General features: G+C 63.8%; 20 protein-coding genes. 16 read left to right on the plus strand and 4 right to left on the minus strand.

Features of this window, described 5'->3' with window-relative positions; translation table 11 throughout:
* Nucleotides 1–61: 61 nt before the first annotated feature.
* From FB597_RS04615 to FB597_RS04655, 10 genes are all read left to right on the plus strand, one after another.
* On the plus strand, nt 62–1,483 hold the full coding sequence (locus FB597_RS04615; RefSeq protein WP_141916887.1) for a formimidoylglutamate deiminase: 1,422 nt from the start codon (nt 62–64) through the stop codon (nt 1,481–1,483).
* 20 nt (nt 1,484–1,503) lie between these two features.
* Nucleotides 1,504–2,304, plus strand: a complete 801-nt coding sequence (gene hutG / locus FB597_RS04620; protein ID WP_141916888.1) for an N-formylglutamate deformylase — start codon at nt 1,504–1,506, stop codon at nt 2,302–2,304.
* Nucleotides 2,305–2,584: 280 nt separating this feature from the next.
* Nucleotides 2,585–3,736 (plus strand): Na+/H+ antiporter NhaA, encoded by a 1,152-nt coding sequence (gene nhaA, locus FB597_RS04625; RefSeq protein WP_141917082.1) that lies wholly within the window; start codon nt 2,585–2,587, stop codon nt 3,734–3,736.
* Nucleotides 3,737–4,247: 511 nt separating this feature from the next.
* Nucleotides 4,248–4,373 carry a hypothetical protein gene (locus tag FB597_RS20435; RefSeq protein ID WP_255464056.1) on the plus strand — a complete coding sequence of 42 codons (126 nt, stop codon included), beginning with the start codon at nt 4,248–4,250 and terminating at the stop codon, nt 4,371–4,373.
* Between the two features lie 141 nt (nt 4,374–4,514).
* Nucleotides 4,515–4,685 (plus strand): hypothetical protein, encoded by a 171-nt coding sequence (locus FB597_RS04630; RefSeq protein WP_183405875.1) that lies wholly within the window; start codon nt 4,515–4,517, stop codon nt 4,683–4,685.
* Between the two features lie 387 nt (nt 4,686–5,072).
* A complete protein-coding gene (gene pgi / locus FB597_RS04635) occupies nt 5,073–6,779 on the plus strand; it encodes a glucose-6-phosphate isomerase (protein WP_141916890.1) in 1,707 nt (568 codons plus the stop codon).
* A 637-nt stretch (nt 6,780–7,416) separates the two neighbouring features.
* A complete protein-coding gene (locus FB597_RS04640) occupies nt 7,417–7,794 on the plus strand; it encodes a hypothetical protein (RefSeq protein ID WP_141916891.1) in 378 nt (125 codons plus the stop codon).
* Nucleotides 7,795–8,024: 230 nt separating this feature from the next.
* The gene (locus FB597_RS04645) at nt 8,025–10,625 is read left to right on the plus strand and encodes a response regulator (protein WP_141916893.1); all 2,601 of its coding nucleotides are present in this window, start codon (nt 8,025–8,027) and stop codon (nt 10,623–10,625) included.
* Nucleotides 10,626–10,990: 365 nt separating this feature from the next.
* Complete coding sequence (locus FB597_RS04650) at nt 10,991–13,126, plus strand: TonB-dependent siderophore receptor (protein ID WP_255517070.1); 2,136 nt, start codon at nt 10,991–10,993, stop codon at nt 13,124–13,126.
* Between the two features lie 231 nt (nt 13,127–13,357).
* Nucleotides 13,358–14,593, plus strand: coding sequence for a PepSY domain-containing protein (locus FB597_RS04655; protein ID WP_141916895.1), 1,236 nt, complete (start codon nt 13,358–13,360; stop codon nt 14,591–14,593).
* Nucleotides 14,594–14,614: 21 nt separating this feature from the next.
* Here the strand turns inward: FB597_RS04655 and FB597_RS04660 are convergent, their stop codons facing one another.
* Nucleotides 14,615–15,391: a 2OG-Fe(II) oxygenase gene (locus tag FB597_RS04660; RefSeq protein ID WP_141916896.1), complete on the minus strand. Its 777-nt coding sequence runs from the start codon at nt 15,389–15,391 to the stop codon at nt 14,615–14,617.
* A 291-nt stretch (nt 15,392–15,682) separates the two neighbouring features.
* Complete coding sequence (locus tag FB597_RS04665) at nt 15,683–16,561, minus strand: LysR substrate-binding domain-containing protein (protein ID WP_141916898.1); 879 nt, start codon at nt 16,559–16,561, stop codon at nt 15,683–15,685.
* Nucleotides 16,562–16,670: 109 nt separating this feature from the next.
* On the opposite strand from FB597_RS04665, the gene FB597_RS04670 reads away from it, so the two are divergent.
* Nucleotides 16,671–17,087, plus strand: coding sequence for a VOC family protein (locus FB597_RS04670; RefSeq protein ID WP_141916900.1), 417 nt, complete (start codon nt 16,671–16,673; stop codon nt 17,085–17,087).
* On the plus strand, nt 17,084–18,049 hold the full coding sequence (locus tag FB597_RS04675) for a glyoxylate/hydroxypyruvate reductase A (protein WP_141916902.1): 966 nt from the start codon (nt 17,084–17,086) through the stop codon (nt 18,047–18,049). The genes FB597_RS04670 and FB597_RS04675 overlap by 4 nt, the downstream gene beginning before the upstream one ends.
* A 124-nt stretch (nt 18,050–18,173) precedes the next feature.
* On the opposite strand, the gene FB597_RS04680 is transcribed toward FB597_RS04675, so the two are convergent.
* Together FB597_RS04680 and FB597_RS04685 are read right to left on the minus strand one after the other, a co-directional pair.
* A complete protein-coding gene (locus FB597_RS04680; RefSeq protein ID WP_141916905.1) occupies nt 18,174–19,601 on the minus strand; it encodes a heavy metal sensor histidine kinase in 1,428 nt (475 codons plus the stop codon).
* Nucleotides 19,602–19,608: 7 nt separating this feature from the next.
* Complete coding sequence (locus tag FB597_RS04685; RefSeq protein ID WP_141916907.1) at nt 19,609–20,301, minus strand: heavy metal response regulator transcription factor; 693 nt, start codon at nt 20,299–20,301, stop codon at nt 19,609–19,611.
* Nucleotides 20,302–20,474: 173 nt separating this feature from the next.
* On the opposite strand from FB597_RS04685, the gene FB597_RS04690 reads away from it, so the two are divergent.
* The 4 genes from FB597_RS04690 (at nt 20,475) to FB597_RS04705 (ending at nt 24,390) form a co-directional block, all read left to right on the plus strand.
* Nucleotides 20,475–21,899, plus strand: coding sequence for a CoA transferase (locus FB597_RS04690; protein WP_141916909.1), 1,425 nt, complete (start codon nt 20,475–20,477; stop codon nt 21,897–21,899).
* A gap of 109 nt (nt 21,900–22,008) precedes the next feature.
* Nucleotides 22,009–22,701, plus strand: coding sequence for a signal peptidase I (lepB, locus tag FB597_RS04695; protein WP_141916911.1), 693 nt, complete (start codon nt 22,009–22,011; stop codon nt 22,699–22,701).
* 222 nt (nt 22,702–22,923) lie between these two features.
* On the plus strand, nt 22,924–23,595 hold the full coding sequence (locus tag FB597_RS04700) for a TetR/AcrR family transcriptional regulator (protein WP_141916913.1): 672 nt from the start codon (nt 22,924–22,926) through the stop codon (nt 23,593–23,595).
* Nucleotides 23,596–24,063: 468 nt separating this feature from the next.
* Nucleotides 24,064–24,390: a hypothetical protein gene (locus tag FB597_RS04705; protein ID WP_255464054.1), complete on the plus strand. Its 327-nt coding sequence runs from the start codon at nt 24,064–24,066 to the stop codon at nt 24,388–24,390.
* Nucleotides 24,391–24,650 lie beyond the last annotated feature (260 nt).

Genomic DNA, 24,650 nt, shown 5'->3' on the forward strand with positions numbered 1-24,650 from the left:
CGTGGCCGCCAGCCGGCGCGCGGTGTCATTCAACCATGCAAAGAACGGGAAAGGTGAGTCCATGCACACTCACACCGAGCAAGACAACAATTCCGCCGATGGCGCGCTGTTCTGCCCGCGCGCATTGCTGCCCGAGGGATGGCGCAGCGACGTGCTGCTGCGCTGGGACGCCGTCGGCAACCTGATCCAGGCCACGCCCGGCAGCGTGTGCGGCGGCGCGGCGCAGGCCGCCGGCCCGGTGATTCCCGGCATGCCCAACCTGCATTCGCATGCCTTCCAGCGCGCCATGGCCGGCCTGACCGAGACCATGGGCAGCCCGACCGATTCCTTCTGGAGCTGGCGCACGCTGATGTACCGCTTCGCCCAGCGGCTGCAGCCGCAACACATGGAAGCGATCGCGCGCCATCTCTACATCGAGATGCTCAAGGCCGGCTACACCTCGGTGTGCGAATTCCATTACCTGCACCACGCCGAAGGCGGCGCCGCCTATGCCGACCCGGCCGAGCTGTCGCTGCGCGTGATGCAGGCGGCGCAGGACGCCGGCATCGGCATGACGCTACTGCCGGTGCTGTACCAGCATGGCGGCTTCGGCGGCATCGCCCCGATGCCGCACCAGGCGCGTTTCATCTCGTCGCCGCAATGGATGCTGGAACTGCGCGAACGCCTGCAGCGCGTATTGCCGGAGAACGGCATGCGCCGCTACGGCGTGGCGCCGCATTCGCTGCGCGCGGTCGCCGCCGACGGCCTGGCCGAACTGGTCGGCGGCGTGCGCGCATCGGCGCATGGGGCCGATGCGCCGATCCACATCCACATCGCCGAGCAGACCAAGGAAGTCGACGACTGCCTGGCCTGGTGCGGCAAGCGTCCGGTACAGTTGTTGCTTTCATTGCAGGAGCTCGATGCCCGCTGGTGCCTGGTGCACGCCACCCACATGGCGGACGACGAGTACCGCGCCGTGGCCCAGAGCGGCGCCGTGGCGGGCCTGTGCCCCACCACCGAAGCCAATCTCGGCGACGGCATTATCGATGCGCCGCGCCTGCTGGCCGACGGCGCCAACTGGGGCATCGGCTCGGACAGCAACATCGCCATCGACCTGCGTTCGGAGCTGCGCCTGCTCGAATATGGGCAGCGCCTGCACCATCGCCGCCGCAACATGCTCGCCTCCCAAGCGCAGCCGGCCGTGGCCGACCGCCTGTTCGCGCAGGCGGTATCCGGCGGCGCGCTCGCTGCCGGGCGGGCTGTGGCCGGACTGGCCGCAGGGCAGCGCGCCGACTTCGCGGTGCTCGATGGCGAGGACGTCAACCTGGCCGGCCGCGGCCCGGAGCAGTTGCTGTCGGCCCTGGTGTTTTGCGAACACCAGGGCAATCCGGTGCGCGACGTCTTCGTCGGCGGCCGCCAGGTGGTAGCCGGGGGACGCCATGCGCTGGAAGAACAGGCGCGCGCCGATTACCGTGCGACCGTGTCGCACTTGCTCAACGATTGAGAAAGATTGAGGATGCAACAATGACCCAGGAAGTATTCAAGCTGCGGCAGGGCACATCGCCCTTGCTGATCTCCATGCCCCACGTCGGCACGCTGCTGCCGGAGGAGTTGCAGCCCGCCTTCAGCGACGTCGGTCTGCAGGTGGACGACACCGACTGGCATATCGAAGACCTGTACGACTTCGCGGGCGAACTGGGCGTATCCGTAATCCGTCCGTTGTATTCGCGCTATGTCATCGACCTGAACCGCCCGGCCGACGGCAAGAGCCTGTATCCGGGGCAGAACACCACCGGCCTGTGCCCGCTGACCACCTTCGACAACGTGCCGCTGTACAAGCCGGGCATGGCGCCGGACGATGACGAAGTCGCGCGCCGCCTGCCGCTGTACTGGCAGCCTTACCACGATGCGCTGCAGGCCGAGCTGGAACGTCTTAAGTCCATCCACGGCTACGCCTTGCTGTGGGATGCGCATTCGATCCGCTCGGTGATCCCGCACCTGTTCGAGGGCGAACTGCCGGTGTTCAACTTCGGTTCGGCCAGCGGCCAGTCCTGCGCTCCCGGCGTGGCCGAAGCCTTGCTCAAGCAGGCGCAGGCATTGGCGCCGCATTATCCGGCGGTGCTCAACGGCCGTTTCAAGGGCGGCTACATCACCCGCAACTATGGCCGGCCTGCCGACAAGGTGCACGCGGTGCAGCTGGAACTGGCGCAGCGCAGCTACATGGAAGAGCAGGCGCCCTATGCGCTGGATGCGGTGCTGTCCGGCAAGCTCAAGCCGGTGCTGCGGGAATTCATCACGAGTTACCTGGCGTTCAAGCCGTCCTGACGGCGGCGCCAATGCAAAAAAGGCCGGCAGCGATGCTGGCCTTTTTTGCATGAACGGAGGGCGTGCGATCAGCGCTTGCCGCGATTGGCGACGATATCCCAATGAATTCGAGCATGACATAGGCGTTAATATGCTCAAGCAGCGCCATGCCGTTGCGCAAGACGGCCGATTTGGAAAATCGCGCCACAGTTGGTACAGTCTGCCCTTGGTTAATGATGAGCTGGCAAGGAGTATCGATTTGAGCAATGCACACCACAGCCGCAGCGGCGGCAAGGCCTTCATGAAGTTTTTCGAGAATGAGGCGGCCGGCGGCATCGTGCTGGCTATCGCCGCCGTGCTGGCGCTGGTCATCAGCAATTCGCCATGGCGCGACCTCTATGGCAATTTCACGCGCATCCAGGGCACGGTCGATATCGGCGGGCTGATCGTACTGTCCAAGCCGCTGCTGTTGTGGGTCAACGACCTGTGGATGGCCGTGTTCTTTTTCCTGGTCGGGCTTGAGATCAAGCGGGAGTTCTTGGAAGGGGAGCTGGCTTCGCGTCGCCAGGCCATCCTGCCTGCGGTGGCGGCCCTGGGCGGCATGGCGGTGCCGGCGGCGATCTATGCCGCGATCAACTGGGGCGATGCGGCGGCATTGCGCGGCTGGGCGATTCCTGCGGCGACCGACATCGCTTTCGCCATCGGCATCGTGATGCTGCTGGGCTCGCGCGTGCCGACCTCGCTCAAGGTATTCCTGACCGCCGTGGCGATTATCGACGACCTCGGCGCCATCGTCGTCATCGCGCTGTTCTATACCGAAAGCCTGTCGCTGAGCATGCTGGTGTCGGCCGGCGTTGGCAGCATCGTGCTGCTGCTGCTCAACCGCGCAGGCGTGCGGCGGGCCGACGTTTATATCGTGGTCGGCCTGGCGATCTGGGTGTGCGTGCTGAAGTCGGGCATTCACGCCACGCTGGCCGGGGTATTGACGGCGCTGGCCATCCCGATGCGGGACAAGAAGGAGCAACCGCTGGCCGGCGCGCTGGAGCACGGCCTGCATCCATGGGTGGCTTTCCTGGTGTTGCCGATGTTCGCCTTCGCCAATGCCGGCGTGTCGCTGCGGGGGATGTCCGTGGACAGCCTGCTCGATCCGGTCCCGCTAGGCATTGCCGCCGGGCTGGTGCTGGGCAAGACCATCGGCGTCTTCGGTGCCAGCTGGCTGATGATACGCAGCGGCCTGGCCAGCGCGCCGGCCGGCGCCAGCACGCGCCAATTCGTGGGCGTTTGCATGCTGTGCGGAATCGGTTTCACCATGAGCCTGTTCATCGGCGGCCTGGCCTTCCAGGGGTTGAGCGCTGATTTTGAAGCGAAGCTCAAGCTTGGGGTGCTTGGCGGTTCGATCCTGGCAGGTTTGCTGGGGACGCTGGTGTTGTGGCGGAAGACTTCGCCGCGCTGAGGCCTCAAGGGGGAAGCGGCGTCCCGGTGCGGAGAAGCTCTGCGGCCGTATCTCCCGATAATCATCTTTTATCGATAATTGTTTATATTTTTTGCGATGCTTTTTAGAATGGCCGTCGCCAAATGGCGACGGCCACCGGGGTTTTCGTATTGCATTGCAAAATGCCATTTGGCCGACGCATCGGCATGCGCCGAATCCGTCGGCTCCCCATCTTCCGAAAGAGAAAAGTCAAACCGGCAAGCGTTGCCGGATGGCTTTTTATTGATGACAGGCGGAAATTGCTGCTGCGCGAAATAAGTGCCGCTTTACTTCGTAAAATGGCAAGAGCAAGATGAACTTAAGTTCAGTCACTGCGCGGGATTGCCCGTGGATAACGGGTGCGGATGGCAGCAGGCCAAGTGCAACAATCCGGTGCATTTCTGAAGGCTGCGGCATAGGCGGGCCTGCATAAGACTGAACAATAAGCTGCGCGAGCTGGGCGCGTCGGCAAAGAATATCCGGTGGAGACAATATGAAAATCATCGACCTTTTGATGAGCTACGGTGCGCAAGCCTTGCTGTGGTATGCCGTGTATGTGCTTATCGCGAGTTGCGCATTCGGCGCGTATGTCTGGCGGCGCAGCGGATTGGGTCATTGACCGTCGTCGGTATTTTCTGATGGACCTGCCCCCGGATGCGTTGCTCCCGGGCTGCGCGCAGGCATTTGCTAGGACGGGTTGACGGCAGGTTGGCGCGCGCGGCGCAAGCTGAAGCGAGCGGGGAGAAGCGCAATGGGGATCATGGATCAAATCTTGTCGTACGGGGTGCTCATACTGAGCTGGTATGCGCTCTATGTCCTGGTGGCCGGTTGCGCGTTCGGCGCCTATTTGGCCTACCGGCTGTGGTGGCGGGAAGAATTCTTCAAGATCAAGGGCGACCATCGCCGTCCCCGGCAGCGAGAAGTCGACTGAAGTCCGCCCGCATGGCGGCATAGCCTTCCTTTCCTTCATTCCTTCCTTTCGTCATTCCCGTACTCATCCCGTAATCAGGCGCCAATCGAATTGCCGCAATGCGTAGCTGCATTGCGGCAATTTCCATTTTTCCTACAGGGAAAAGCGGAGCAGTCCTATCGCAGCGCATAAGTTGCGCCGTTACCCTGTGGCTCTGTCTCGCATGCCATGCCAACATGCTGGAATCCTTATCCAGCAAGCATTTGGCCAGATCGGGGCGATGTACGGGCAAGCGGCTCGGATAGACAAGAGCCTTGCCTGGGCCATCGTTGGTGCGTTGCACTATCAGGCGTGCAGCGATGCCATGCCCGCCCCCGCCCAGCACACCAGGAACAAGGAGCAGGACTCATGACGACTTTGCCCGCCAGCGACATCCAGTTGCCTCTCTTTCTCTATGCCCAGCGTGAACCGTTGACCGAAAAAAGCGCCTGGGCCGCGCTCGACGAGCATTACCGCGACCGCGCACGCCACTTCCAGCTTGAACGCCTGTTCGCCGCCGATGCAAAACGCGGCGAGAGCATGGTGGTCGAAGACGTCGGCATCTACCTCGATTACTCGAAGAACCTGGTCACCGCCGAAACCATGGCGCTGCTGATGCAATTGGCCCGCCAGTGCGGCCTGCAAGATCGCATCGATGCCATGTTCCGTGGCGAGAGGATCAACAGCACCGAAGGACGGCCGGCATTGCATACGGCCTTGCGCAAGCCGCCGGGATCGCGGCTGATCGTCGATGGCGAGGATGTGGTGGCGCAGGTGCAAGAGGTGCTGGGCCGCATGGAGGATTTCGCGGGCCGGGTGCGTTCGGGCCAATGGCTGGGGCATACCGGCCGCCCGATCCGCCATGTGGTCAACATCGGCATCGGCGGTTCCGACCTCGGCCCGATGATGGCGCATGAAGCGTTGCGCTATTATGGCAAGCGCGATATCGGCATGCATTTCCTGTCGGACGTGGATGGCGCCGCGTTGCTGGAAACCGTGCGTGCGTTGCCGGCCGAGCAAACGCTGTTCATCGTCTGTTCGAAAACCTTCACCACGCTCGAAACCATCGCCAACGCCCGCGCCGCGCGCGATTGGCTGGTTGCCCAGTTGGGCGACGAAAGGGCCGTGTCGCGCCATTTCGTCGGCGTGACCACCAACACCGGGCAAGCCGCGCAGTTCGGCATCGATCCTGAAAACATGTTCGGTTTCTGGGATTGGGTGGGCGGACGTTATTCGATGGCCAGTGCCATCGGCCTGTCGACCATGATCGCCATCGGCCCGGAAAATTTCCGCCAGATGCTGCGCGGTTTCCATGCCATGGACGAGCATTTCCGCAGCGCGCCGCCGGAGAGGAACCTGCCGGTGATCCTGGGCATGCTCACGGTCTGGTACACCAACTTTTTCCACGCCGCCAGCCAGGCGGTGCTGCCATACAGCCAATACCTCAAGCGCCTGCCGGCCTATCTGCAGCAACTGACCATGGAGAGCAACGGCAAGCACGTCACCGTCAACGGCGAGACTGTCGATTACCCGACCTCGCCGATCTATTGGGGCGACAACGGCATCAACGGCCAGCACTCGTTCTACCAGATGCTGCACCAGGGCACACAGCTGGTGCCATGCGACTTCATCGGCTTTTGGAAGCCGCTGGAACAGGGCGGCGAGCGGCATGAACTGCTGATGGCGAACATGTTTGCGCAGGCCGAGGCCCTGGCCTTCGGCAAGAGCGCTGCCCAGGTGCGCGGGGAGGGCACGCCGGAAGAACTGGTGCCGCATCGGGTATTCGACGGCAACCGGCCCAGCAACAGCATGCTGGTCGAGCAGCTCACGCCGTACAGCCTGGGTACGCTGGTGGCGTTGTATGAACACAGCGTGTTTACCCAAGGCGTGATCTGGAACATCGACTCCTTCGACCAGTGGGGTGTCGAACTGGGCAAGGCGCTGGCCAAGCGTACGGCATCCCAGTTGCTGGACCATCGCCAGCCGCTGCATCATGACAGTTCGACCAATGCGTTGATCCGCCGCTTCCGCAATTGCAGCCGCGACGACAACCTGCAACAGGCCAGGGCGGCCTGAGCCTTCCGGCCGAGGCGCAGGCGGCAGTGCCAGCAAGCCGCGCAGGTTCGCCGACGACGTTGCCGATCCGGACAGTATCGCCGTTATACGGCGGCTTTCGCTTTGTCCTACAAATAAATACGATGGCGTCCGATACGGCTCATCATGGCGACCGCCTATGATCGTCAAACCCGTCTGGAAGCGCACATGAAAACAGGTTGCGCCAGGCGTGTTGCATGTCCGGTAAGGGTTGCGCGGCGCGTCTTTGCCGCTGTTTTTTTAGGAGGAGTCCGGGCCCAGGAGGGCCGCGCCGGGCACGGCGTTTCCATGGCGTGCTGGCAATGGCGGCGATGATGTTCATGGGCAATACAAGCTCTCGTTTTTCACAAACAAAATCTGCCGGATCCATGTGGTTTGGCTAAAATGAACTGGCTGGCATTTGCGAAACATCGCATGTATTTGCACCTGGACATCAGGGAGTGAAAACCATGTTGTCGATGAAATATAAAGAAAAATCGATTGCAGTTTCCAACGTCCGGCACATTTTTCCCGCCACAGGAGGCGCAAGTTGCAGCGCGCCGATGCGAAGCCGGAACGCGCCTTAGGAAGCGCGAGGAACAAGGATTGCTAGCTTTGGAAATTTGACAGGGGAAATGTCATGGACAAGTCCGATTCCGCTCATCCGACCGACAAGAATATCTCCATCCAGCAAGGCGATTGGGATGCATACCGGAACCATATCGGAAGCCACGCGGCCGATCCGCAAAAAACGCCGGACGAATGCGAGGAAGAGATCCGCAGCGCACCGGCCGGCGCCCCGGGCGATTCATCCGGGCAGCCATTGCACGGCGAAGAAGACATCCTGGCTTACCGTCGCCAATGCGCGCGCGCCTATATCGGCATGAACGGACGCCTGGGCGGGCGCGCCTACCATGCCAATGAACCGGTGATCCTGACTCCCGAAACGGTCAACGAACTGGCCGAACTCAATCGCATCTTGCGGGAAGAGCGCGCGCAAAAAAAGAAGGGACGCTGACGAGGGCGCATGTCCTGATGGCGGATGCCCTCAGGACTCTTGGCAGCAAAAGGGGACATTGCCGATCCCGGCCGCAACGGACCGGCGGATCCCATGCAGGTTCTTTGCCAGGCGCAGTAATGCGTTGCGCGCTTGGCGTCATCATATAACCGTTAAGTGCCTTGCCTCCGTGCATGGCGCAGATGCCGCCATACCCGGACGACATAGTGGGCCTTATACGTTTTCACGACATGGCAGAAATTTCTTGGTTGCGCGGTGGCGGTCAGGCCGGCAAGATCGTTTCCGCGTCCGACTGGACGGACAATGCGTTGGGCGATCCGGCGCATTGGCCGGTGGCGCTGCGGGCATCCCTGAACATCGCCCTGCATTCTCCATCGCCGGCCCTGCTGATCTGGGGCGACGCGCGCAATATCCTCTACAACGATTCTTTCGCGGCCTGTATCGGCAGCCAGCATCCCGGCGTGTTCGGCGCGCGCCTGGATGAGGCGCCGTTTTGGCCGCAACTCCGCGCAGCGCATCTGGCCGCGATCGAGGCATGCTTCGCCGGCCGCACGCAAACACTGGAAGAGCAGCACGTGGTGCGGCCGGAAGACGCGGTCGATGCCTGGTTCGATTTTTCCTATGTGCCGATTTTTGCGGCAGACGGCGCCGCTGTCGAAGGCGTGTTGTGCACCCTGGTCGACCTCACCGAACGCCGCCGCGGGATACAGGCGCTGCTGTCGAGCGAGAACCGCCTGACCGCGATTTTCAACCAGGCGTCGGTATGCTTTTCCGAACTCGACCTGCAGGGACGCTACCTGCGGGTCAACGATGCCCTGTGCCGCATGTTGTGCCGCAGCGAGGAGGAATTGCTGCGCATGACGCTGGCCGACGTGACGCATCCGGACGATGTGCCGGTCAACATGTCGATGTTCAACCGCTGCATCGGGGACGGCAAATCCTTCACGCTGGAAAAGCGCTATGTGCGCCCGGACGGTTCGTCTTTCTGGGTGTCGAGCAACATCAGTCGCATCGTCGATGCGAAAGGCCGGCCGCAGGCCATGATCGCGGTATCCACCGACATCACCGAGCGCCGCCGCGCAGAAGAAGCGTTGCGCGAACTCAACGATACGCTGGAGCAGCGCGTGGTCGAGGAAATCCTGGAGCGCAGCCGGGCCGAGGCCGCATTGAGCCAGATGCAGAAAATGGAAGCGGTAGGCCAATTGACCGGCGGCGTGGCGCACGACTTCAACAACGTGCTGCAGATCATCGGCGGCAACCTGCAATTGCTGCAGTCCGCTGCGGCGCTGGAAGAGAAGAGTCGCCAACGCGTGAAGATCGCCATCGATGCGGTCGACCGCGGCGCCAAGCTGTCGTCGCAGTTGCTGGCGTTCGCGCGCCGGCAGCCGCTGCAGCCGCGCAGCATCAACTTGAAGCGCGTGCTGCATGACATGGATGACCTGCTGCACCGCGCGGTAGGCGAAACCATCGAGATCTCCACGATTGTCGCAAGCGACCTGTGGAACGCCATGCTCGACCCCAATCAGGTCGAGAATCTGATCATCAACACCGCCATCAACGCGCGCGACGCCATGCCTGACGGCGGGCGCCTGACGCTGCAGATGGGCAACGTGCGCTTGTCCGATCCGCATTTCCTGGCGCAAGCCGATCTGGAGCCGGGCGACTACGTGGAGCTGTCGATTTCCGACAACGGTTGCGGCATGTCGCCGGAAGTGCGCGAGCGCGCCTTCGAACCGTTCTTCACCACCAAGAAGGAAGGCGAGGGGACCGGGCTCGGCTTGTCCATGGCCTACGGTTTCGTCAAGCAGAGCAAGGGCCATATCAGTATCCAGAGCGAAGCGGGCCGGGGCACCACGATCCGCATCTGTTTCCCGCGTTCGCGGGAGGCGGAGGCCGCCGTCGACGACATCCGCGAAATGGAGGTGCATGGCGGCGACGAAACCATCCTGGTGGTGGAAGACGACCCCAGCCTGCAATTGACCGTGACCGATACGCTGTCCTCGCTGGGGTATCGCGTGCTCAAGGCCGACAATGGCGAGCGCGCGCTGGCCATCGTCCGGAGCGGCGTCCCGATCGACATGCTGTTTACCGATGTGGTGATGCCGGGCAGCGTCCCGGCCACCGAGCTGGCGCGCCAGGCCCGCCAGTTGTTGCCGGGCATAGAGATCCTGTTTACTTCCGGCTATCCGCGCGACGCCATCGTGCATGAAGGGCGGCTGGATGCCGGGGTCGAGCTGCTTTCCAAGCCTTACCGCCTCAACCAGCTGGCGCAGCGCATCCGTCACATGCTGTCCAGGCGGGCGCATCGCATGCAGGCGATGCGCGGCGATCGGGGCGGCGACATTGCGGATGAGGCGCCGGGCTCGGCCACGATCCATGTCTTGCCGGTGGCCGAACGCCAGCGCAGGAAAGCCGCGGATGCCGCCGGCGCGTCGCCGCAGCATGGGCCGGCCGGGAATGACGGCGGCCAGCCGCCGCGCCTGCGCTTGCTGGTGGTGGAGGACAACATCGATTCGCAGGAACTGATCTGCGAATTGCTCGAAACGCTTGGCCATGCGGCGCACGGCGTGGCCACCGGGGAAGAAGCGCAACAGGCGCTGGAGGAGCAGGCGTTCGATGTGCTGTTTACCGACGTCAACCTGCCCGGCATCTCCGGCGTCGACCTGGCCCGGGACGCGCTATCGCGTTTTCCCGGCATGTCCATCATCTTTGCCTCCGGTTACGGCGCGGCGGTGGCGCGCAATGTCGGCTTCGCCTCCCACTCCCTGCCCAAGCCTTACGACATCGCCCAACTACGGGACATCCTCAGGAAAATCGCGGCCGCCGCCTGAGGTCACGCTGATTCCGGTGGTTCCGGTGGTTCCGGCGCAAGCGGAGCCACATGCGGGATCGGCGGCAGTCGCGTTTTCTCTGGCTGTGCACTGGCGGTTCCGCCGTTTTTTCTTCCTTCCTGGGCTCTTTACTGGCCTCTCTCCTGGGCGTCGGCAGCTTGCCAAGGCGCTATCGAAGCGCGCCGGCAACGATCAAACTTTGTAAGTCTTGTTCCCTTTTTTACTAGTTTTATTTAATATAAATACGAACAATTACCATTTGTATTTATATTAAATTGTTGAAAAGGTAAAACTTGAACCGCCATCATCCGATTCCGACGCGGCCGCGCGTCATGATCCGCGCGCTGCGCAAGGCGCTTGTTTATATGACCCTGGCCGGGGCGCCGGCATTGGCAAGCATGCCGGCTGCGGCCCAGGCCGCACCGGCCTCGGCTGAGCAGCAGGCGCCAGCCGCAGATTCCCAGGCCGTAGACGCCCAGGGCGCCAACCTGCCCACGGTGACCGTCACCGGCAGCGGCGAAGGCCAAGGTACGCAGCACTTGCAGATCCAGTCGAGCAGCGGCGCGCTGGGCTCGCGTTCCATCTTGGATACGCCGTTCTCCCTCACCAGCATCACTGCCGACGAACTGGCCGACCGGCAGATCCTCAAGCTGGGCGACGTGTTTTTCAACGATGCATCGGTCAGCGACAGCAGCGGCGGCTATAGCTCCTGGGCGTCCTACATCTCCATCCGCGGCTTGCCGGCCGACTGGCAGAATTCCTTCCGCATCGACGGCAAGCCTTTCCTCAGCTACGCCATCACGCTGCCTTACGACCATTTCGAGCGCATCGACCTGCTCAAGGGTTCGTCCGGCTTCATGTATGGCTTCGGTTCGCCGGGCGGCCTGATCAACTACATCAGCAAGAAGCCGACCGACACGCCGGTACGCAGCGTCAGCGTGGGCTATACCAGCAACAACCTCTGGAGCGAGCACGTCGACCTGGGCGGGCGCTTCGGCAATGACCAGATGTTCGGTTATCGCCTCAATGCCACGCATGACCAGGGCGAGACCTTCAACGAGGGGCATCTCAAGCGCGATTCGGTATCGCTGGCACTGGATGCGCGGCTTACGCGCGACCTGACCTGGGATTTCCAGGCGATCTGGCAGAACAGCAACGGGAAAGACCAGACGCCGTCGATCGTCACAACCGGCCTGGCCGGCGGCGGTTTGCCGGCCGTCATCAGCGGCGGCAACCGCAACCTGGTAGGCCCCGGCCAGCATATCGACACCAATTTCCAGTTGTACCAGACCGGCCTGACTTATCGCATCACGCCGGACTGGAAAGCCAACCTCAGCTATAGCCACAGCACCTCCAAGCGCTTCCGCAACGAAGGCATCGCAAGCCTGACCGATGCCGCCGGCAATTACGCCGACTGGCGCTCCGATTCGCGCGAAGGCCACGTCTTCGACCAATGGCAGGCCATGCTGGAAGGCAATGTGAAAACCGGTTTCCTGGAGCACCAGCTGGTGCTCGGCGCATCCTGGCAAAAGCAGGTCAACAATTATTCGGTCGCGCAGTACTACCAGCAGATCGGCAGCGGCAACCTGTACACGCAAAACACCAATGCGCATGACAGTTCTACCGACCTGCAGACCTACCACGCCGGCATCATTACCCAGCAGGCGGTGTTCGCCAGCGATACCCTGAAGTTCTCCGACCGCTGGTCGCTGCTGGCGGGCGCCCGCTATAACGAGTTCCAGCAGGACAGCTTCGACGCCACCGGCGCCCGGACCGCCCGTTACGACAAGTCGGCGCTGACCCCGACGGTGGCCCTGATGTTCAAGCCTGAACCGAACACCACGGTCTATGGCAGCTATGTGGAGTCGCTGGAGCAGGGCGGCACGCCCGCCACGACCAACACCAACTACGGCCAGCAACTCAAGCCGCTCATGAGCAAGCAATATGAAGTGGGCGTGAAGACCGACCAGCGCCTCTGGAGCGCCACGGCGGCGCTGTTCCGTATCGAGCGGGCGGCGGAATACACCGATTCCGGCGGCGCGCTGGTGCAGGATGGCCAATCCGACTACCAGGGCCTGGAGCTGGGCGGCGCACTGAAGCTGGGTTCGCAGTGGCAACTGGGCAGCAGCCTGATGTTCCTCGATTCCAAGTACAGCAAGGGCTCGGCCTACACCGGCAACCGCGTGGCCGGCGCGCCGGACATGGTGGCGACCGCGCAGCTGTCCTACCTGGTGCCGCAACTGGCCGGCCTGAAACTGATGGCCGACGCCAAGTACACCGGCAATACCATGCTGCGCGCGGCCAACGACCTCAAGGCGCCCGGCTATGCGTTGTTCAACCTTGGCGCCAGCTACACCACCCGCATCGGCAAGTACGACACCACGTTCCGGGCCGCGGTCAACAACCTGCTGGACAAGCGCTACTGGCAATACCAGTGGGAGAACTACATCAAGCCAGGCGATCCGCGCACCTTCAGCGTGAGCGCCAAGGTGGACTTCTGATCTTCTGATCTTCTGATTTTCTGATCTTCTGATTTTCTGATCGCAGGTGCGTAGGTAGTAAAATATCGAAAAAGAAGCAATTCTCGTTCTCAATTATCGACAGCCTTCCCGTTCTCTCCGGAAGGCTGTCGCTTGTGCTTGTAGAGGTTGCCGTTCCAAAGCGATATCGGCGTAGCGCCGAAGATCATTCAAGCCAGCCGACAAAACCCAAAGTAGCCAGGTAAAACAGCAATGCGCGCACTGTTCGTCATCATCCACCGCTGGTTCGGCCTTGCCGCCGCGGTCTTTCTTTTCATTTCCGGCGCCACCGGCGCGGTTATCTCCTGGGATCATGAGCTCGATGCCTGGCTCAATCCCGGCCTGTTCCAGGCCAACAGCGCCGGCCAGCCCGGCGCCGGCGCTCCCAAAGGCGGGCTGGAACTGGCCAACCTGGTGGAGCAGGCCGAGCCCAGGCTGCGGGTGACCTATGTGCTGACCCAAGGCGAGCCCGGACACACCATCGGCATGATGGTCGAGCCGCGCATCGATCCCGCTAGCGGGAAGCCTTATGCGCTGGACTATAACCAGATCGCGGTCGATCCCGTTACCGCCGAGATCCAGGGCCGCCGCATGTGGGGAGCGGTGTCGCTGTCGCGCGAGAACCTGCTGCCGTTCCTGTACAAGCTGCACTACACGATGCACCTGCCCGACATGGGCGGCATCGAAACCGGCGTCTGGCTCATGGGGATCATCGGCATCGTATGGACGCTGGATTGCTTCATCGCGCTCTACCTGTCCTTTCCCAATTGGCGCAGCTGGCGCAAATCGTTCGCCTTCCGTTGGCGCGACGGCGGCCACAAGCTCAATTTCGACCTGCACCGCTCCGGCGGCGTGTGGGTATGGGCATTGCTGCTGGTGCTGGCGGTGACGTCGGTGTCGATGAACCTGGAGCGCCAGGTCATGCGTCCCATCCTGCAAACCGTCTCGACCCTGACGCCCGGCCCCTTCGATACGCGTACCCCGGTGGCGCCGGAAAAGGCGGTCGAACCCCGCATCTCGCGTGAACAGGCGGTCGCGCTGGGCCGGCAGGAAGGAAGCAAGCAGGGCCTGGCCGAGCCGGTCGGCGGCGTGTTCTATTCCTCGATGTTCGGCGTGTATGGCGTGGGCTTTTTCCAGGCCGGCAACGATCATGGCGACGGCGGCCTGGGCAATGCCTGGCTGTATTTCGATTCCAATACCGGCGCTTACGCCGGCGGCCGCGTGCCGGGCAACGGCAGCGCCGGCGACATCTTCCTGCAGGCGCAATTCCCCTTGCATTCCGGCCGCATTCTCGGCCTGCCGGGGCGCATCCTGATTTCCTTCATGGGCGCGCTGGTGGCGATGCTGTCGGTGACCGGCGTGGTGATCTGGGTGCGCAAGCGCAAGGCGCGCATCCAGCAGCGCGCCCGCCTGGAGCCGGCCGTCCAGGCGATGGCCAAGCCGCGCTGAATATCCCGCCGGATTGAAGCGCTATGCGGCGTCGTGGAAGATGATGCCCAGCGTATGCCGCCGCCCGCTGCGCAGGCGCGACACGCCATGGCGCAAGTTGACCCGGTAGACATGCCCTGGCCCGCGCGCGCCTGGCACCGGACGCTGGCTGACCGCGAACACCACCGCGTCGCCCTGGCGCAGCGGCACGACTTGCGGGCGCGACTGCATGCGCGGGCGCTGTTCGGTCAGCACGAATTCGCCGCCGCTGAAATCGCGCCCCGGTTCCGACAGCAGGATCGCCACCTGCAGCGGAAACATGTGTTCTCCATACAAATCCTGATGCAGGCAGTTATAGTCGCCGGCCTCGTAGCGCAGCAGCAATGGCGTCGGGCGTACCTGCCCGGCTTCGTTGCAGCGGCGCACGAATTCGGCGTGCGTGGCGGGATAGCGCACGCCGATATCCATCAGGGCGTTCCAGTGGTTGGCCAGCGGCGCCAGGTGCGGATAGAAGGCGCTGCGCAGCGCCTGTACCGGCGCCGGCAGCGGGTAGCGGAAGTATTTGTATTCGCCCCGCCCGAAGTTGTGGCGCGCCATTGCGATGCGCGAGCGGAACAGGCTGTCGTCGTCGTAGAGGGCCGCCAGCCGCAGCGCTTCCTGCGCATCCAGCAGGGCGGGAATCAAGGCGCAGCCATCGGCATGCAGCGCGGCGACGATGTCGTTCCATGCTTGTGCGGCGATGCGCTGCTGCAGGTTCGCGCCGGCATCGGGGGCTTCCAGCGGTAAGGGAGGAAACAGGGGAGTAGGGTTGGTGGGCATGGCAAATCCTGGTCGATGAATATGCTCAGTGTGTCATGCTGTTCAGTTAAGCCTTCCATCAGTGAATCGTCATCCCGGCGAAGGCCGGGATCCAGTGTCTTTCGTTGCGCCTCAATGGCCGTTGAATTGGCCGTTGAATGACGAATGACGCGACGCTGGACCCTGACCTTCGTCAGGGCGACAGGGAAATTTCGGCTTAACTGAACGGCATTAATGCCCAGTGTGGGCCGGTTGCCGGGCCGGCGCACTCCGCCTCTTGCTATCGAATTGCTATTGAATTGCTATTGAATTTCAGGCCGGTTCGGCCGACGGAATGGCCTGCGACAACATTTTCAGCATATTGGGACGTTCGCCCTGGGCGGGCATGAGCAGCACGATGTCGCGCGAGTAGCGCGCATGGCCTTCGCCTTCGACCGCTGCCATGCGGCAGCCGGCGGCGAGTTTTTCCAGGCCGCTCCAGCGCGGCACCAGGCTTATGCCGACGCCATCGGCCACCAGCATGGCGATGGTTTCCAGGGCATCGAGGTCGCATAGCAGCGCCGGTTGCAGGCCTTGGTCATCGAGGTAGCGCTGGGCGGGGCGGCCGCCCCAGGCCGACGGGTCGTATCGGATATAGGGCTGGGTGCGCAGCAGCGTGGCGGCGTCGCCGCGCAGCTTGCGCCGCGCCAGCAGGATCAATTCCTCGCGGCGCAGCGTGCACGCGCGCAGGGTCTTGGGCAATTCGAACGGCGGCGCCACCAGGATGGCGGCGTCGATCTCGCCGGCCAGCAGGGCCTGGTAAAGCGAGCGCGAGGTGCCGGGGACGATGCTCGGGCGCATGCCGGGCGCCTGTTGCGTCAGCATGCGCAGGGCGGCCGGCAGCAGGCCCGTGAGCGCGGTTGAAATGGCGCCGACGCGCAGCGTGCCGGTCAAGCCTTCGTCGTCGGCGTCGCCGGCCAGCAAGGCGACTTCGTGCACGATGCGGCGCGCCCGCGGCAGCAGCGCCAGGCAGGCCTCGGTGGCGCGGGCGGCATGGCCGGCGCGCGACAGCAGTGCGAAGCCGAGCGAACGTTCCAGCGCCTGGATGCGCTGGCTCACGGCCGCCGCCGTCAGGCCTTCGGCGCGTGCGGCATCGGCAATGGAGCCGCTGTCGATGACGGCGATCAGGCTTTTGAGATAGCGGCTATCCATAAAAAATTCTTTCGAATCGATTAAAAATTACATGCTATCTCTTTTGATGGGCAGCGGCTATCCTAAGGCCCTTTCCGTACCTGTTCATTTTTGCTATCGAGGGAACCCCATGAAATCGATCTTCCACCTGGCCTATCACGTGCGCGACCTCGACCAGGCGCGCGGCTTCTATTGCGGCCTGCTCGGCTGCGAAGAAGGCCGCAGCACCGACACCTGGGTCGACATCGATTTCTTCGGCCACCAGTTATCGCTGCACCTGGGCGAGCCTTTTGCGGTTTCCAATACCGGCCGGGTCGGCAACCACATGGTGCCGATGCCGCACCTGGGCATCATCCTGGCCATGGACGACTGGAAGCAGCTGGCTGCCCGCCTGGGCGACAGCGGCAAGGTGGAGTTCGTGCTGGAGCCCCAGATACGGTTCGCCGGCGAACCGGGCGAGCAGGCCACGATGTTCTTCCTGGACCCGTTCGGCAATCCGATCGAGGTCAAGGGCTTCGGCAGCCTGGAACAGGTCTACGCCAAATGAGCGGGGCGGCTGGCCCGGCGATGGCGCCGATCCCTTTCGTCAGCCAGGGCGATGTCGCCGCGGTGCAGGCCTGGCTCAAGGCGCTGCGCGCGGCCATGCCGGGCGAGTGCGTGGTGGAGATGGGCGAACTGAACGCGGCGCAACGGGCGCAATGCAAGCTGGCGGTGGTGGCCAATCCGGATCCGGCCGAACTCAAGCGCCTGCCGCAGCTGGAGTGGGTGCATAGCGTATGGGCCGGCGTCGAACGGCTGGTCGAGGATCTCGGCGACAGCAGCCTGCAGCTGACCCGCCTGGTCGATCCCCGGCTGGCCGCCACCATGGCCGAAGCGGTGCTGGCGTGGACGCTCTACCTGCATCGCGACATGCCGCTGTATGCGCAGCGCCAGCGCTCGCGCCTCTGGCAGGCGGAGCAATATGTGCTGCCCGAGCAGCGCACGGTTGGCATCCTGGGGCTGGGCGCGCTGGGAGAGGCGGCCGCGGAGGCGCTGCTGCAGGCGCGTTTCAAGGTATGCGGCTGGAGCCGCAAGCGGCGCGAGCTGGCCGGCGTGCGCACCTTCAGCGGCGAGCCGGGCCTGGCCGAGATGCTGGCCATGAGCGATATCCTGGTGTGCCTGCTGCCGCTTACCGGCGACACCCGCGGCCTCCTGAATGCGCAGCGCCTGGCGCTGTTGCCGCCGCAGGCCCAACTGATCAATTTTGCGCGCGGGCCCATCGTCGACGACCAGGCGTTGCGCGCTGCGCTGGATGCGCGCGCGTTGCGCCATGCGGTGCTGGACGTGTTCGCCACCGAGCCGCTGCCGGTCGACAGCTGGCACTGGGACCATCCCGATGTCACGGTGCTGCCGCATTGCTCGGCGCCGACCAATCGCGAGACGGCTTCGGCGATCGTGGCCGGCAATGTGCGGCATTACCGCCAGACCGGCGAGATACCTGCCAATGTGGATATGCGGCGCGGGTATTGAGTAACACTGTCGTCCTGACGAAAGTCAGGACCCAGCGACGCTTGCTGCAGACGCTTGCTGCATATCCCGGAACGCTGAACGACGCTGGATCCCGGCCTTCGCCGGGATGACGGCGGTTAGGGCGTCAAGCCTGGGAAATAGTGAATCCAATACTGTTGCAGCCATCCGCGCTGGAAGCGAAGGCGCGGCCGCCATGCATGCGCGCCACCGCCTTGACGATGGCCAGCCCCAGGCCATGGCCGTGGCTGCCGTTGATGTCCTGGCGCGCGGTGTCGACCCGGTAGAAACGGTCGAACAGGCGCGGCAAATGGCGCGCGTCGATGGGCTGGCCGGGATTGGTGACGGCGATGCGCACGCCGTCCTCTTGCGCGGCGATGTCGATGCGGATCAGGGCGCCGGCCGGCGAATGCTGGATGGCATTCTGGATCAGGTTGGTCAGCGCCCGCCTGAACAGCGCCGTCTCCATCATTGCCGTGGATTGAATGTCGCCGCTGACGGCGATGTCCATGCCGGCGTCGTCCAGCACGAACTCGAAGAAGTCGACCGTCTTCTGCACCTCGTCGGCCACCCGCGCATGCACCAGCGACGTGGCGGCCTCGCCCTGGTCGGAACGCGCCAGGAACAGCATGTCGTTGATGATGGAGCGGATGCGGTCCAGCTCCTCCAGGTTGGATTGCAGCACGTCCTTGAACTCGCCGGCGCTGCGCTCGCGCGCCAGCGCCACCTGCGTTTCCCCGATCAGGTTGGCCAGCGGCGTGCGCAACTCATGGGCGACGTCGGCGTTGAAGGCTTCCAGCTGGGTATAGGCATCCTCGATGCGTTCCAGCGCGCCGTTGAAGGCGTGCGCCAGGACCGACAATTCCTCCGGCAGCGATCCGACCGGCATGCGCGCCGACAACTTGCGCGGCGAGAAGCCCTGGGCGTGCGCCGACATGCGCCGCAATGGCGCCAGCCCGGCGCGGGCGATCCAGTAGCTGGAAATCACCGCCAGCACGATGCCCAGCAGGGAGAACATGAAGGTCGCCATCAGGAAGGTGCGCCGCATCGCGAAATAGGGTTCGGTATCGATGCCGACGGTCACCCGCACTTCGGGCCGTTCCTCGAACGCGGGCAGGGTGCGCGTCATGGTGTGCAGCGGGTATTCCTTGCCCGCCAGGCGCAGCATGCCCACGGCATTGTTGTCATGCTCGATCGTCTCGTGTTGCAGGCGCGAGAGGTCGCCATAGCGGAAACGTTCATCGTCGCCGGAGATCCAGAACGACACCCGCTGGTCGGCCTGCGACAGCGCGGCCAGTTTCAGCTGCACGCGCGACCAGCGCTCGGTGTTGCCGGCGCGCGAGATCTGGAAGCTGATGTCGTTCAAGGTGGTGACCAGGCCGTCGCGCTCGTGGCGCAGCAGCTCTTCCTTGAGCACGGTGTAGAGCACGATCCCGGTGAGCGCGAAGATGAACAGCGCCGACGCCGCCGACATCCATACCAGTCGCGCGGTGATCGACTGCCGCCGCGGCAGGAAGCGTTGCGGCCGCTCGGGGGCTGGGCTGGAATGCTGCATGGCGCGTTCAGTCCGCCACGACGTCGGCCGCGGCGCGCGGCTCCAGCACATAGCCCAGGCCGCGCACGGTGTGCAGCAGCTTCTGGTCGAACGGGGCGTCGATCTTGGCGCGCAGGCGCTTGATGGCGACTTCGACCACATTGGTGTTGCTGTCGAAATTCATGTCCCACACCAGTTCGGCAATCGCCGTCTTGGACAGGATCTCGCCCTGGCGGCGCGCCATCACCGCCAGCAGCGCGAACTCCTTGGCAGTGAGGTCGATGCGAGCGGCGCCGCGGAAGGCCTTGCGGCTGATCAGGTCGATCTGCAGGTCGCCGATGCGCAGCTGCGCCGGTTCCTGCGAGCGGCCGCGGCGCGTCAGCGCCTGCAGGCGGGCCAGCAGTTCGAGGAAGGAGAAGGGCTTGATCAGGTAGTCGTCGGCGCCGTCATGCAAGCCCTTGATGCGGTCTTCCACGCTGTCGCGCGCGGTCAGCATGATGACCGGGGTCTGCTTGACCGTGCGCAGCGAGCGCAGCACCGAGAAACCGTCCAGCCCCGGCAGCATCACGTCCAGCACGATCACGTCGTAGTCGTGCTGGATCGCCAGGCGCTGGCCGTCGATGCCGTTGGATGCCAGGTCGACCGCGCACCCTTGCTCGGTGAGGCCCTTGCAGAGGTAATCGGACATCTTTTGTTCATCTTCGACAATCAGGATTTTCATGCGCTCTCCATATCCCGGGATTTTAACCTTTCGGCTGCTGGCGCTCGTCGCCGGGATGCCGGCTTGTGACCCGCCGCGCCACGGTTGGCTGTGCGGCGGCGATTGACAGGGCGGCCGGAGGGATTAAGCTGCCCTCATCCTCAATTCCGGACGATCACAAGAAGGAGTTCGCCATGCCCCAAGAATCTGCCGCCACGACAACCACACCGGTGGCCGCCTCCATGCTGGCCGAAATCTGGGCCGCGCTGGACGGCCCGCAAGCCATGCTCTCCAGCGTGCGCCTGGTTGGCGACGGCGCGTTGCCCTCGGTGTTTGCCGCCAGCGACCTGGCGCAAGCCTCGCTGGCCGCTGCCGGACTGGCGGTCGCCGAACTGGCCGAGGCCGCAGGCGGCCCGTTGCCGTCGGTGGAATGCGACCGGCGGCTGGCCTCGATGTGGTTTTCCGGCTCGCTGCGGGCCCAGGGCTGGACGCCGCCGGCCTTGTGGGATTCGGTGGCGGGCGACTACCGCAGCGCCGACGGCTGGATCCGGTTGCATACCAATGCGCCGCATCACCGGGCGGCAGCCTTGCAGGTCTTGGGGCTGGATGCGCAACCAGCGTCGCGCGAACAGGTGGCTCAAGCCGTGGCGCGCTGGAAGGCGGGCGAGCTGGAGGCTGCCATCGTGGGCAACAAGGGATGCGCGGCGGAGATGCGCAGCCAGTCGCAATGGGCCGTCCACCCGCAGGGGATGGCGGTTGCCGCCGAATCGCTGGTCGGGCGCCAGGCGTTCGACGCCGGCTGGCGACGCACGACGCCCGCCGATCCGGCGCGGCCGCTGGCGGGCGTGCGGGTGCTGGATCTGACGCGGGTGCTGGCCGGGCCGACTGCCACGCGCTTCCTGGCGGCTTTCGGCGCCGAGGTGTTGCGCATCGATCCATCCTCCTGGGACGAGCCGGGCGTGGTGCCGGAAATGACGCTGGGCAAGCGTTGCGCCCATCTCGACCTGGGCCGGCCCGATCACCGGCGCGTATTGGAACATCTGCTGTCCCGGGCCGATGTGCTGGTGCATGGCTACCGTCCGCAGGCGCTGGAGCATCTGGGGCTGGGCGCGGCGCGGCGGCGCCAGCTCAATGCGGCGCTGGTGGATGTGGCGCTGGATGCTTACGGCTGGAGCGGCCCCTGGGCCGGCCGGCGCGGTTTCGACAGCCTGGTGCAGATGAGTTCGGGGATCGCCGATGCCGGCATGCGCCTGCTGGGCCGCGACCAGCCGACCCCGTTGCCGGTGCAGGCGCTGGACCACGCTACCGGCTACCTGATGGCCGCCTCGGCGCTGCGCGGCCTGGTGCGCCGGCAGCAGGCCGGGCAGGGCGGCGAGTATCGCCTGTCGCTGGCGCGCACGGCGCAATTGCTGGCGGCGCAATTGCTGGCGGCGCACCGTCCGGCAGGCGCCGAACCGGCGTTCGCGGCCGAACAGCCCGGCGATCTGGGGACGGCCGTGGAAAATACCGTCTGGGGGCCGGCGCGCCGCTTGCGTACGCCGTTGTCCATCGCCGGCGTGCCCATGAGCTGGGAGCTGCCGGCTTCGCCATTGCGCTCGGCGCCGGCACAGTGGCGCTGAAAACGATACGATAACGGCTGTCATGCGGCAGAGGGCGGTCAACCGGATCGTCCTCTGCCGCATTGTGATTCCCATATCCAATCCATTGCCAATCGACAAGGAAAATCCCATGAAACCGATCAAGAGCCTGCTGGGCGAATACAAGGGCGTGCTGGTGTTCATGGCGCTGATGGTGGTATTCCGTAGCGCCATCGCCGACTACAACGTGGTGCCCAGCGGTTCGATGCTGCCGACGGTGCTGGTCGGCGACCGCATCCTGGTCGACAAGACGGCCTACGACCTGCGCGTGCCGCTGACGCATCTGCGCATCGCCCGCCTGGGCGAACCCCAGCGCGGCGATATCGTGACCGTCGATTCGAAGGAAGCTGGCGAACTGCTGTTGAAGCGGGTGATCGGCCTGCCCGGCGACGTGGTGGAACTGCGCGACAACGTCCTGTATATCAATGGCCAGGCCGCCAGCTACAGCCATGCCGCGGTCAAGGCGCAAGCCGGTGACGGCATCGACGAGGCCGCCTACCGCGATGAGCGCCTGGGCGATATGTCCCATCTGGTGCGCTTGTCGCAATCGCATCCCAGCCTGCGCAGCAGCTATGGTCCGGTGGTGGTGCCGGCCGAGCATTACCTGATGCTGGGCGACAATCGGGACAACAGCGCCGACTCGCGCTATTACGGCTTCTTCGGCCGCGATGAGCTGATGGGGCGCACCCGTCGCATTGCGTTTTCACTGGATGCCGAGCGCGGCTACCTGCCGCGCCTGAGTCGTACAGGGCGGCTGCTGGATGGTGTTACTGCCCAACATTGAGGCGGCAGGAGGCATTCGGCCGTTGAAATAGCCGCGATCAGGGTGAGAATAAATTTAATAAATCACTTTAATTATCGTTTTTAAGTATTTGATTTTATTTGATTAAATATTTCATGATGTGAGGCGCTGCCTGTTCCTGGGCGGCGCCAGGCAAAGCTGCTCCGGGTTTGTTGCAACAATTTCCTGTTTTTGCCGGCAAAAATGCTCAAGTTGTAGCAAGGCATGCCGTTATACAACACGGATTACCTGCAATTGTCATTGGAGCACATCATTTCTCTCACCTTCATTTCCGATCCGGCCACCGGCCGCCGCAGAAACGCGGTCAGCCACGACGCCATCCTCGACGCCACCTATGTGATGCTGGAGGAGATCGGCTTTGACAAGCTGTCGCTGGAAGGTGTGGCCACGCGCGCAGGCGTGGGCAAGGCGACCATTTATCGCTGGTGGCCCAACAAGAGCGCGCTGGCGATGGAAGCGCTGCTGCGCGCGGTCGAGCCGATGCCGTCGATTGGCGATAGCGGCTCCGCGCGCCAGGATATCGAAGATCACGTCACCCGCCTGGCGCAGTTGTTTCGCGGCAAGAGCGGGCGTGTGGTGCGGGAGATGATCGCGCTGGCGCAGTTCGATGGCGATGCCATGCGCATCTTCAATGACAACTATCTGGAACCGCGCCGTTCGGCGCTGGTGGAAGCACTGCGCCGCGGCGCCCAACGCGGCGAGTTCAGGGACGATCTCAACCTGGACCTGGTTTTCGATCTGCTGTACGCCCCCTTGTTGCAGCGGCTTCTTACCGGCAGTGCCGACATCGATGAGCGCCAGGTCAATGCGCAATTGAAGCTGGTGCTCGGCACGATCGCCCTTGAGCATTCCGTCACAGCGTCATCACAGGACTGAGTAAATATTCGAGCTAACAATCGTAAATTTTGTTGAGTGCTAGATAATTTGCACCTAGAATCCGAGACGAAACGTATCGTATTGGTTCTGGGCAAATCTCCTATTGCGAGAGCAAATGATGGCCATTCATGGGGATGGCCTGATTTGACGCTCGAATAGACATTGGCGGCGGCTCTGCATGGAATATCCATGCCATCGGCCGATACCGCTGAAATGCGAGCCGGGGTTTTCTCCCCGGTTCAGCCCATCCGGACACGCTTGCCTGGGCAAGCGTCCTGCCTGTCCGATATGTTCATCCAGATGCGAAGAAATACCGGCTTCCCGCCAGGGCGGCCGGCAGGCGATCGTCATGCGGCGGAGGGCGTCTAGCAGGCGGCCGTACGGAGATCCAGGGGCGTAAAACACATGCACGTGCAAGGGGAAAAAATGCACAGCGATGCGATGAGCGGATGCGGGGGCGCGTCAGGCATGCCTCCGCGCGAACCGGAGGGGAAAAAACCGCCGCGCGGCACCGACTGGCGCCGGCGGCAGCGCAAAACCAGGCGGTGGTGCGCCTTCGGCGTGGTCCTGATCCCGCTCATGCTGGCTTTCTTGTGGGCGCAATACGCATCGGCGCGCGAATCGGGAGAGCTGCTGTATGCCGACCAGTATTGCGGCTGCCGCGAGACGGTATCGCGCTGGGTTAGCGACTATGTCTGGACCCAGATGATCTGGTTGCCATGCAATACCCTGTTCCTGCTGGTGTGGGTGGCGCTGGCGCTCAAGCTGTGGAGCGGCAAGCGGCCATCGCGCTGAGGCCGCCGCTTTATTTCTTGCCCCCCAGGCTGGGACATGTCCGCCAGGCGGCCCGCCCCGGGAGCCGCCGTCGATCGGCCGGCCGCCTGCTGCGCGTTCCCCCCACACACCAAAAACAAACAGGCTTGTCCCCCCAAAATACGAGCCGTATTTCTTGGCATGACTTGGAAATTCTATTGTCATTGAGTCGTAATACTTCGATGCAACAATCCGCCCCGCGTCCGCTACGGCCTGATTTTTTGTTCACTTTCCAGGGATGA

The sequence above is a fragment of the Herbaspirillum sp. SJZ099 genome (assembly GCF_007828355.1).
In the GTDB taxonomy this organism is placed as follows: domain Bacteria; phylum Pseudomonadota; class Gammaproteobacteria; order Burkholderiales; family Burkholderiaceae_D; genus Herbaspirillum.

Excerpts from the sequence above, each read along its gene's own strand:
- FB597_RS04615 (WP_141916887.1), top strand. The coding sequence starts at position 62 with ATGCACACTCACACCGAGCAAGACAACAATTCCGCCGATGGCGCGCTG.
- hutG (WP_141916888.1), top strand. The coding sequence starts at position 1,504 with ATGACCCAGGAAGTATTCAAGCTGCGGCAGGGCACATCGCCCTTGCTG.
- nhaA (WP_141917082.1), top strand. The coding sequence starts at position 2,585 with ATGAAGTTTTTCGAGAATGAGGCGGCCGGCGGCATCGTGCTGGCTATC.
- FB597_RS20435 (WP_255464056.1), top strand. The coding sequence starts at position 4,248 with ATGAAAATCATCGACCTTTTGATGAGCTACGGTGCGCAAGCCTTGCTG.
- FB597_RS04630 (WP_183405875.1), top strand. The coding sequence starts at position 4,515 with ATGGATCAAATCTTGTCGTACGGGGTGCTCATACTGAGCTGGTATGCG.
- pgi (WP_141916890.1), top strand. The coding sequence starts at position 5,073 with ATGACGACTTTGCCCGCCAGCGACATCCAGTTGCCTCTCTTTCTCTAT.
- FB597_RS04640 (WP_141916891.1), top strand. The coding sequence starts at position 7,417 with ATGGACAAGTCCGATTCCGCTCATCCGACCGACAAGAATATCTCCATC.
- FB597_RS04645 (WP_141916893.1), top strand. The coding sequence starts at position 8,025 with ATGGCAGAAATTTCTTGGTTGCGCGGTGGCGGTCAGGCCGGCAAGATC.
- FB597_RS04650 (WP_255517070.1), top strand. The coding sequence starts at position 10,991 with ATGACCCTGGCCGGGGCGCCGGCATTGGCAAGCATGCCGGCTGCGGCC.
- FB597_RS04655 (WP_141916895.1), top strand. The coding sequence starts at position 13,358 with ATGCGCGCACTGTTCGTCATCATCCACCGCTGGTTCGGCCTTGCCGCC.
- FB597_RS04660 (WP_141916896.1), bottom strand. The coding sequence starts at position 15,391 with ATGCCCACCAACCCTACTCCCCTGTTTCCTCCCTTACCGCTGGAAGCC.
- FB597_RS04665 (WP_141916898.1), bottom strand. The coding sequence starts at position 16,561 with ATGGATAGCCGCTATCTCAAAAGCCTGATCGCCGTCATCGACAGCGGC.
- FB597_RS04670 (WP_141916900.1), top strand. The coding sequence starts at position 16,671 with ATGAAATCGATCTTCCACCTGGCCTATCACGTGCGCGACCTCGACCAG.
- FB597_RS04675 (WP_141916902.1), top strand. The coding sequence starts at position 17,084 with ATGAGCGGGGCGGCTGGCCCGGCGATGGCGCCGATCCCTTTCGTCAGC.
- FB597_RS04680 (WP_141916905.1), bottom strand. The coding sequence starts at position 19,601 with ATGCAGCATTCCAGCCCAGCCCCCGAGCGGCCGCAACGCTTCCTGCCG.
- FB597_RS04685 (WP_141916907.1), bottom strand. The coding sequence starts at position 20,301 with ATGAAAATCCTGATTGTCGAAGATGAACAAAAGATGTCCGATTACCTC.
- FB597_RS04690 (WP_141916909.1), top strand. The coding sequence starts at position 20,475 with ATGCCCCAAGAATCTGCCGCCACGACAACCACACCGGTGGCCGCCTCC.
- lepB (WP_141916911.1), top strand. The coding sequence starts at position 22,009 with ATGAAACCGATCAAGAGCCTGCTGGGCGAATACAAGGGCGTGCTGGTG.
- FB597_RS04700 (WP_141916913.1), top strand. The coding sequence starts at position 22,924 with ATGCCGTTATACAACACGGATTACCTGCAATTGTCATTGGAGCACATC.
- FB597_RS04705 (WP_255464054.1), top strand. The coding sequence starts at position 24,064 with ATGCCTCCGCGCGAACCGGAGGGGAAAAAACCGCCGCGCGGCACCGAC.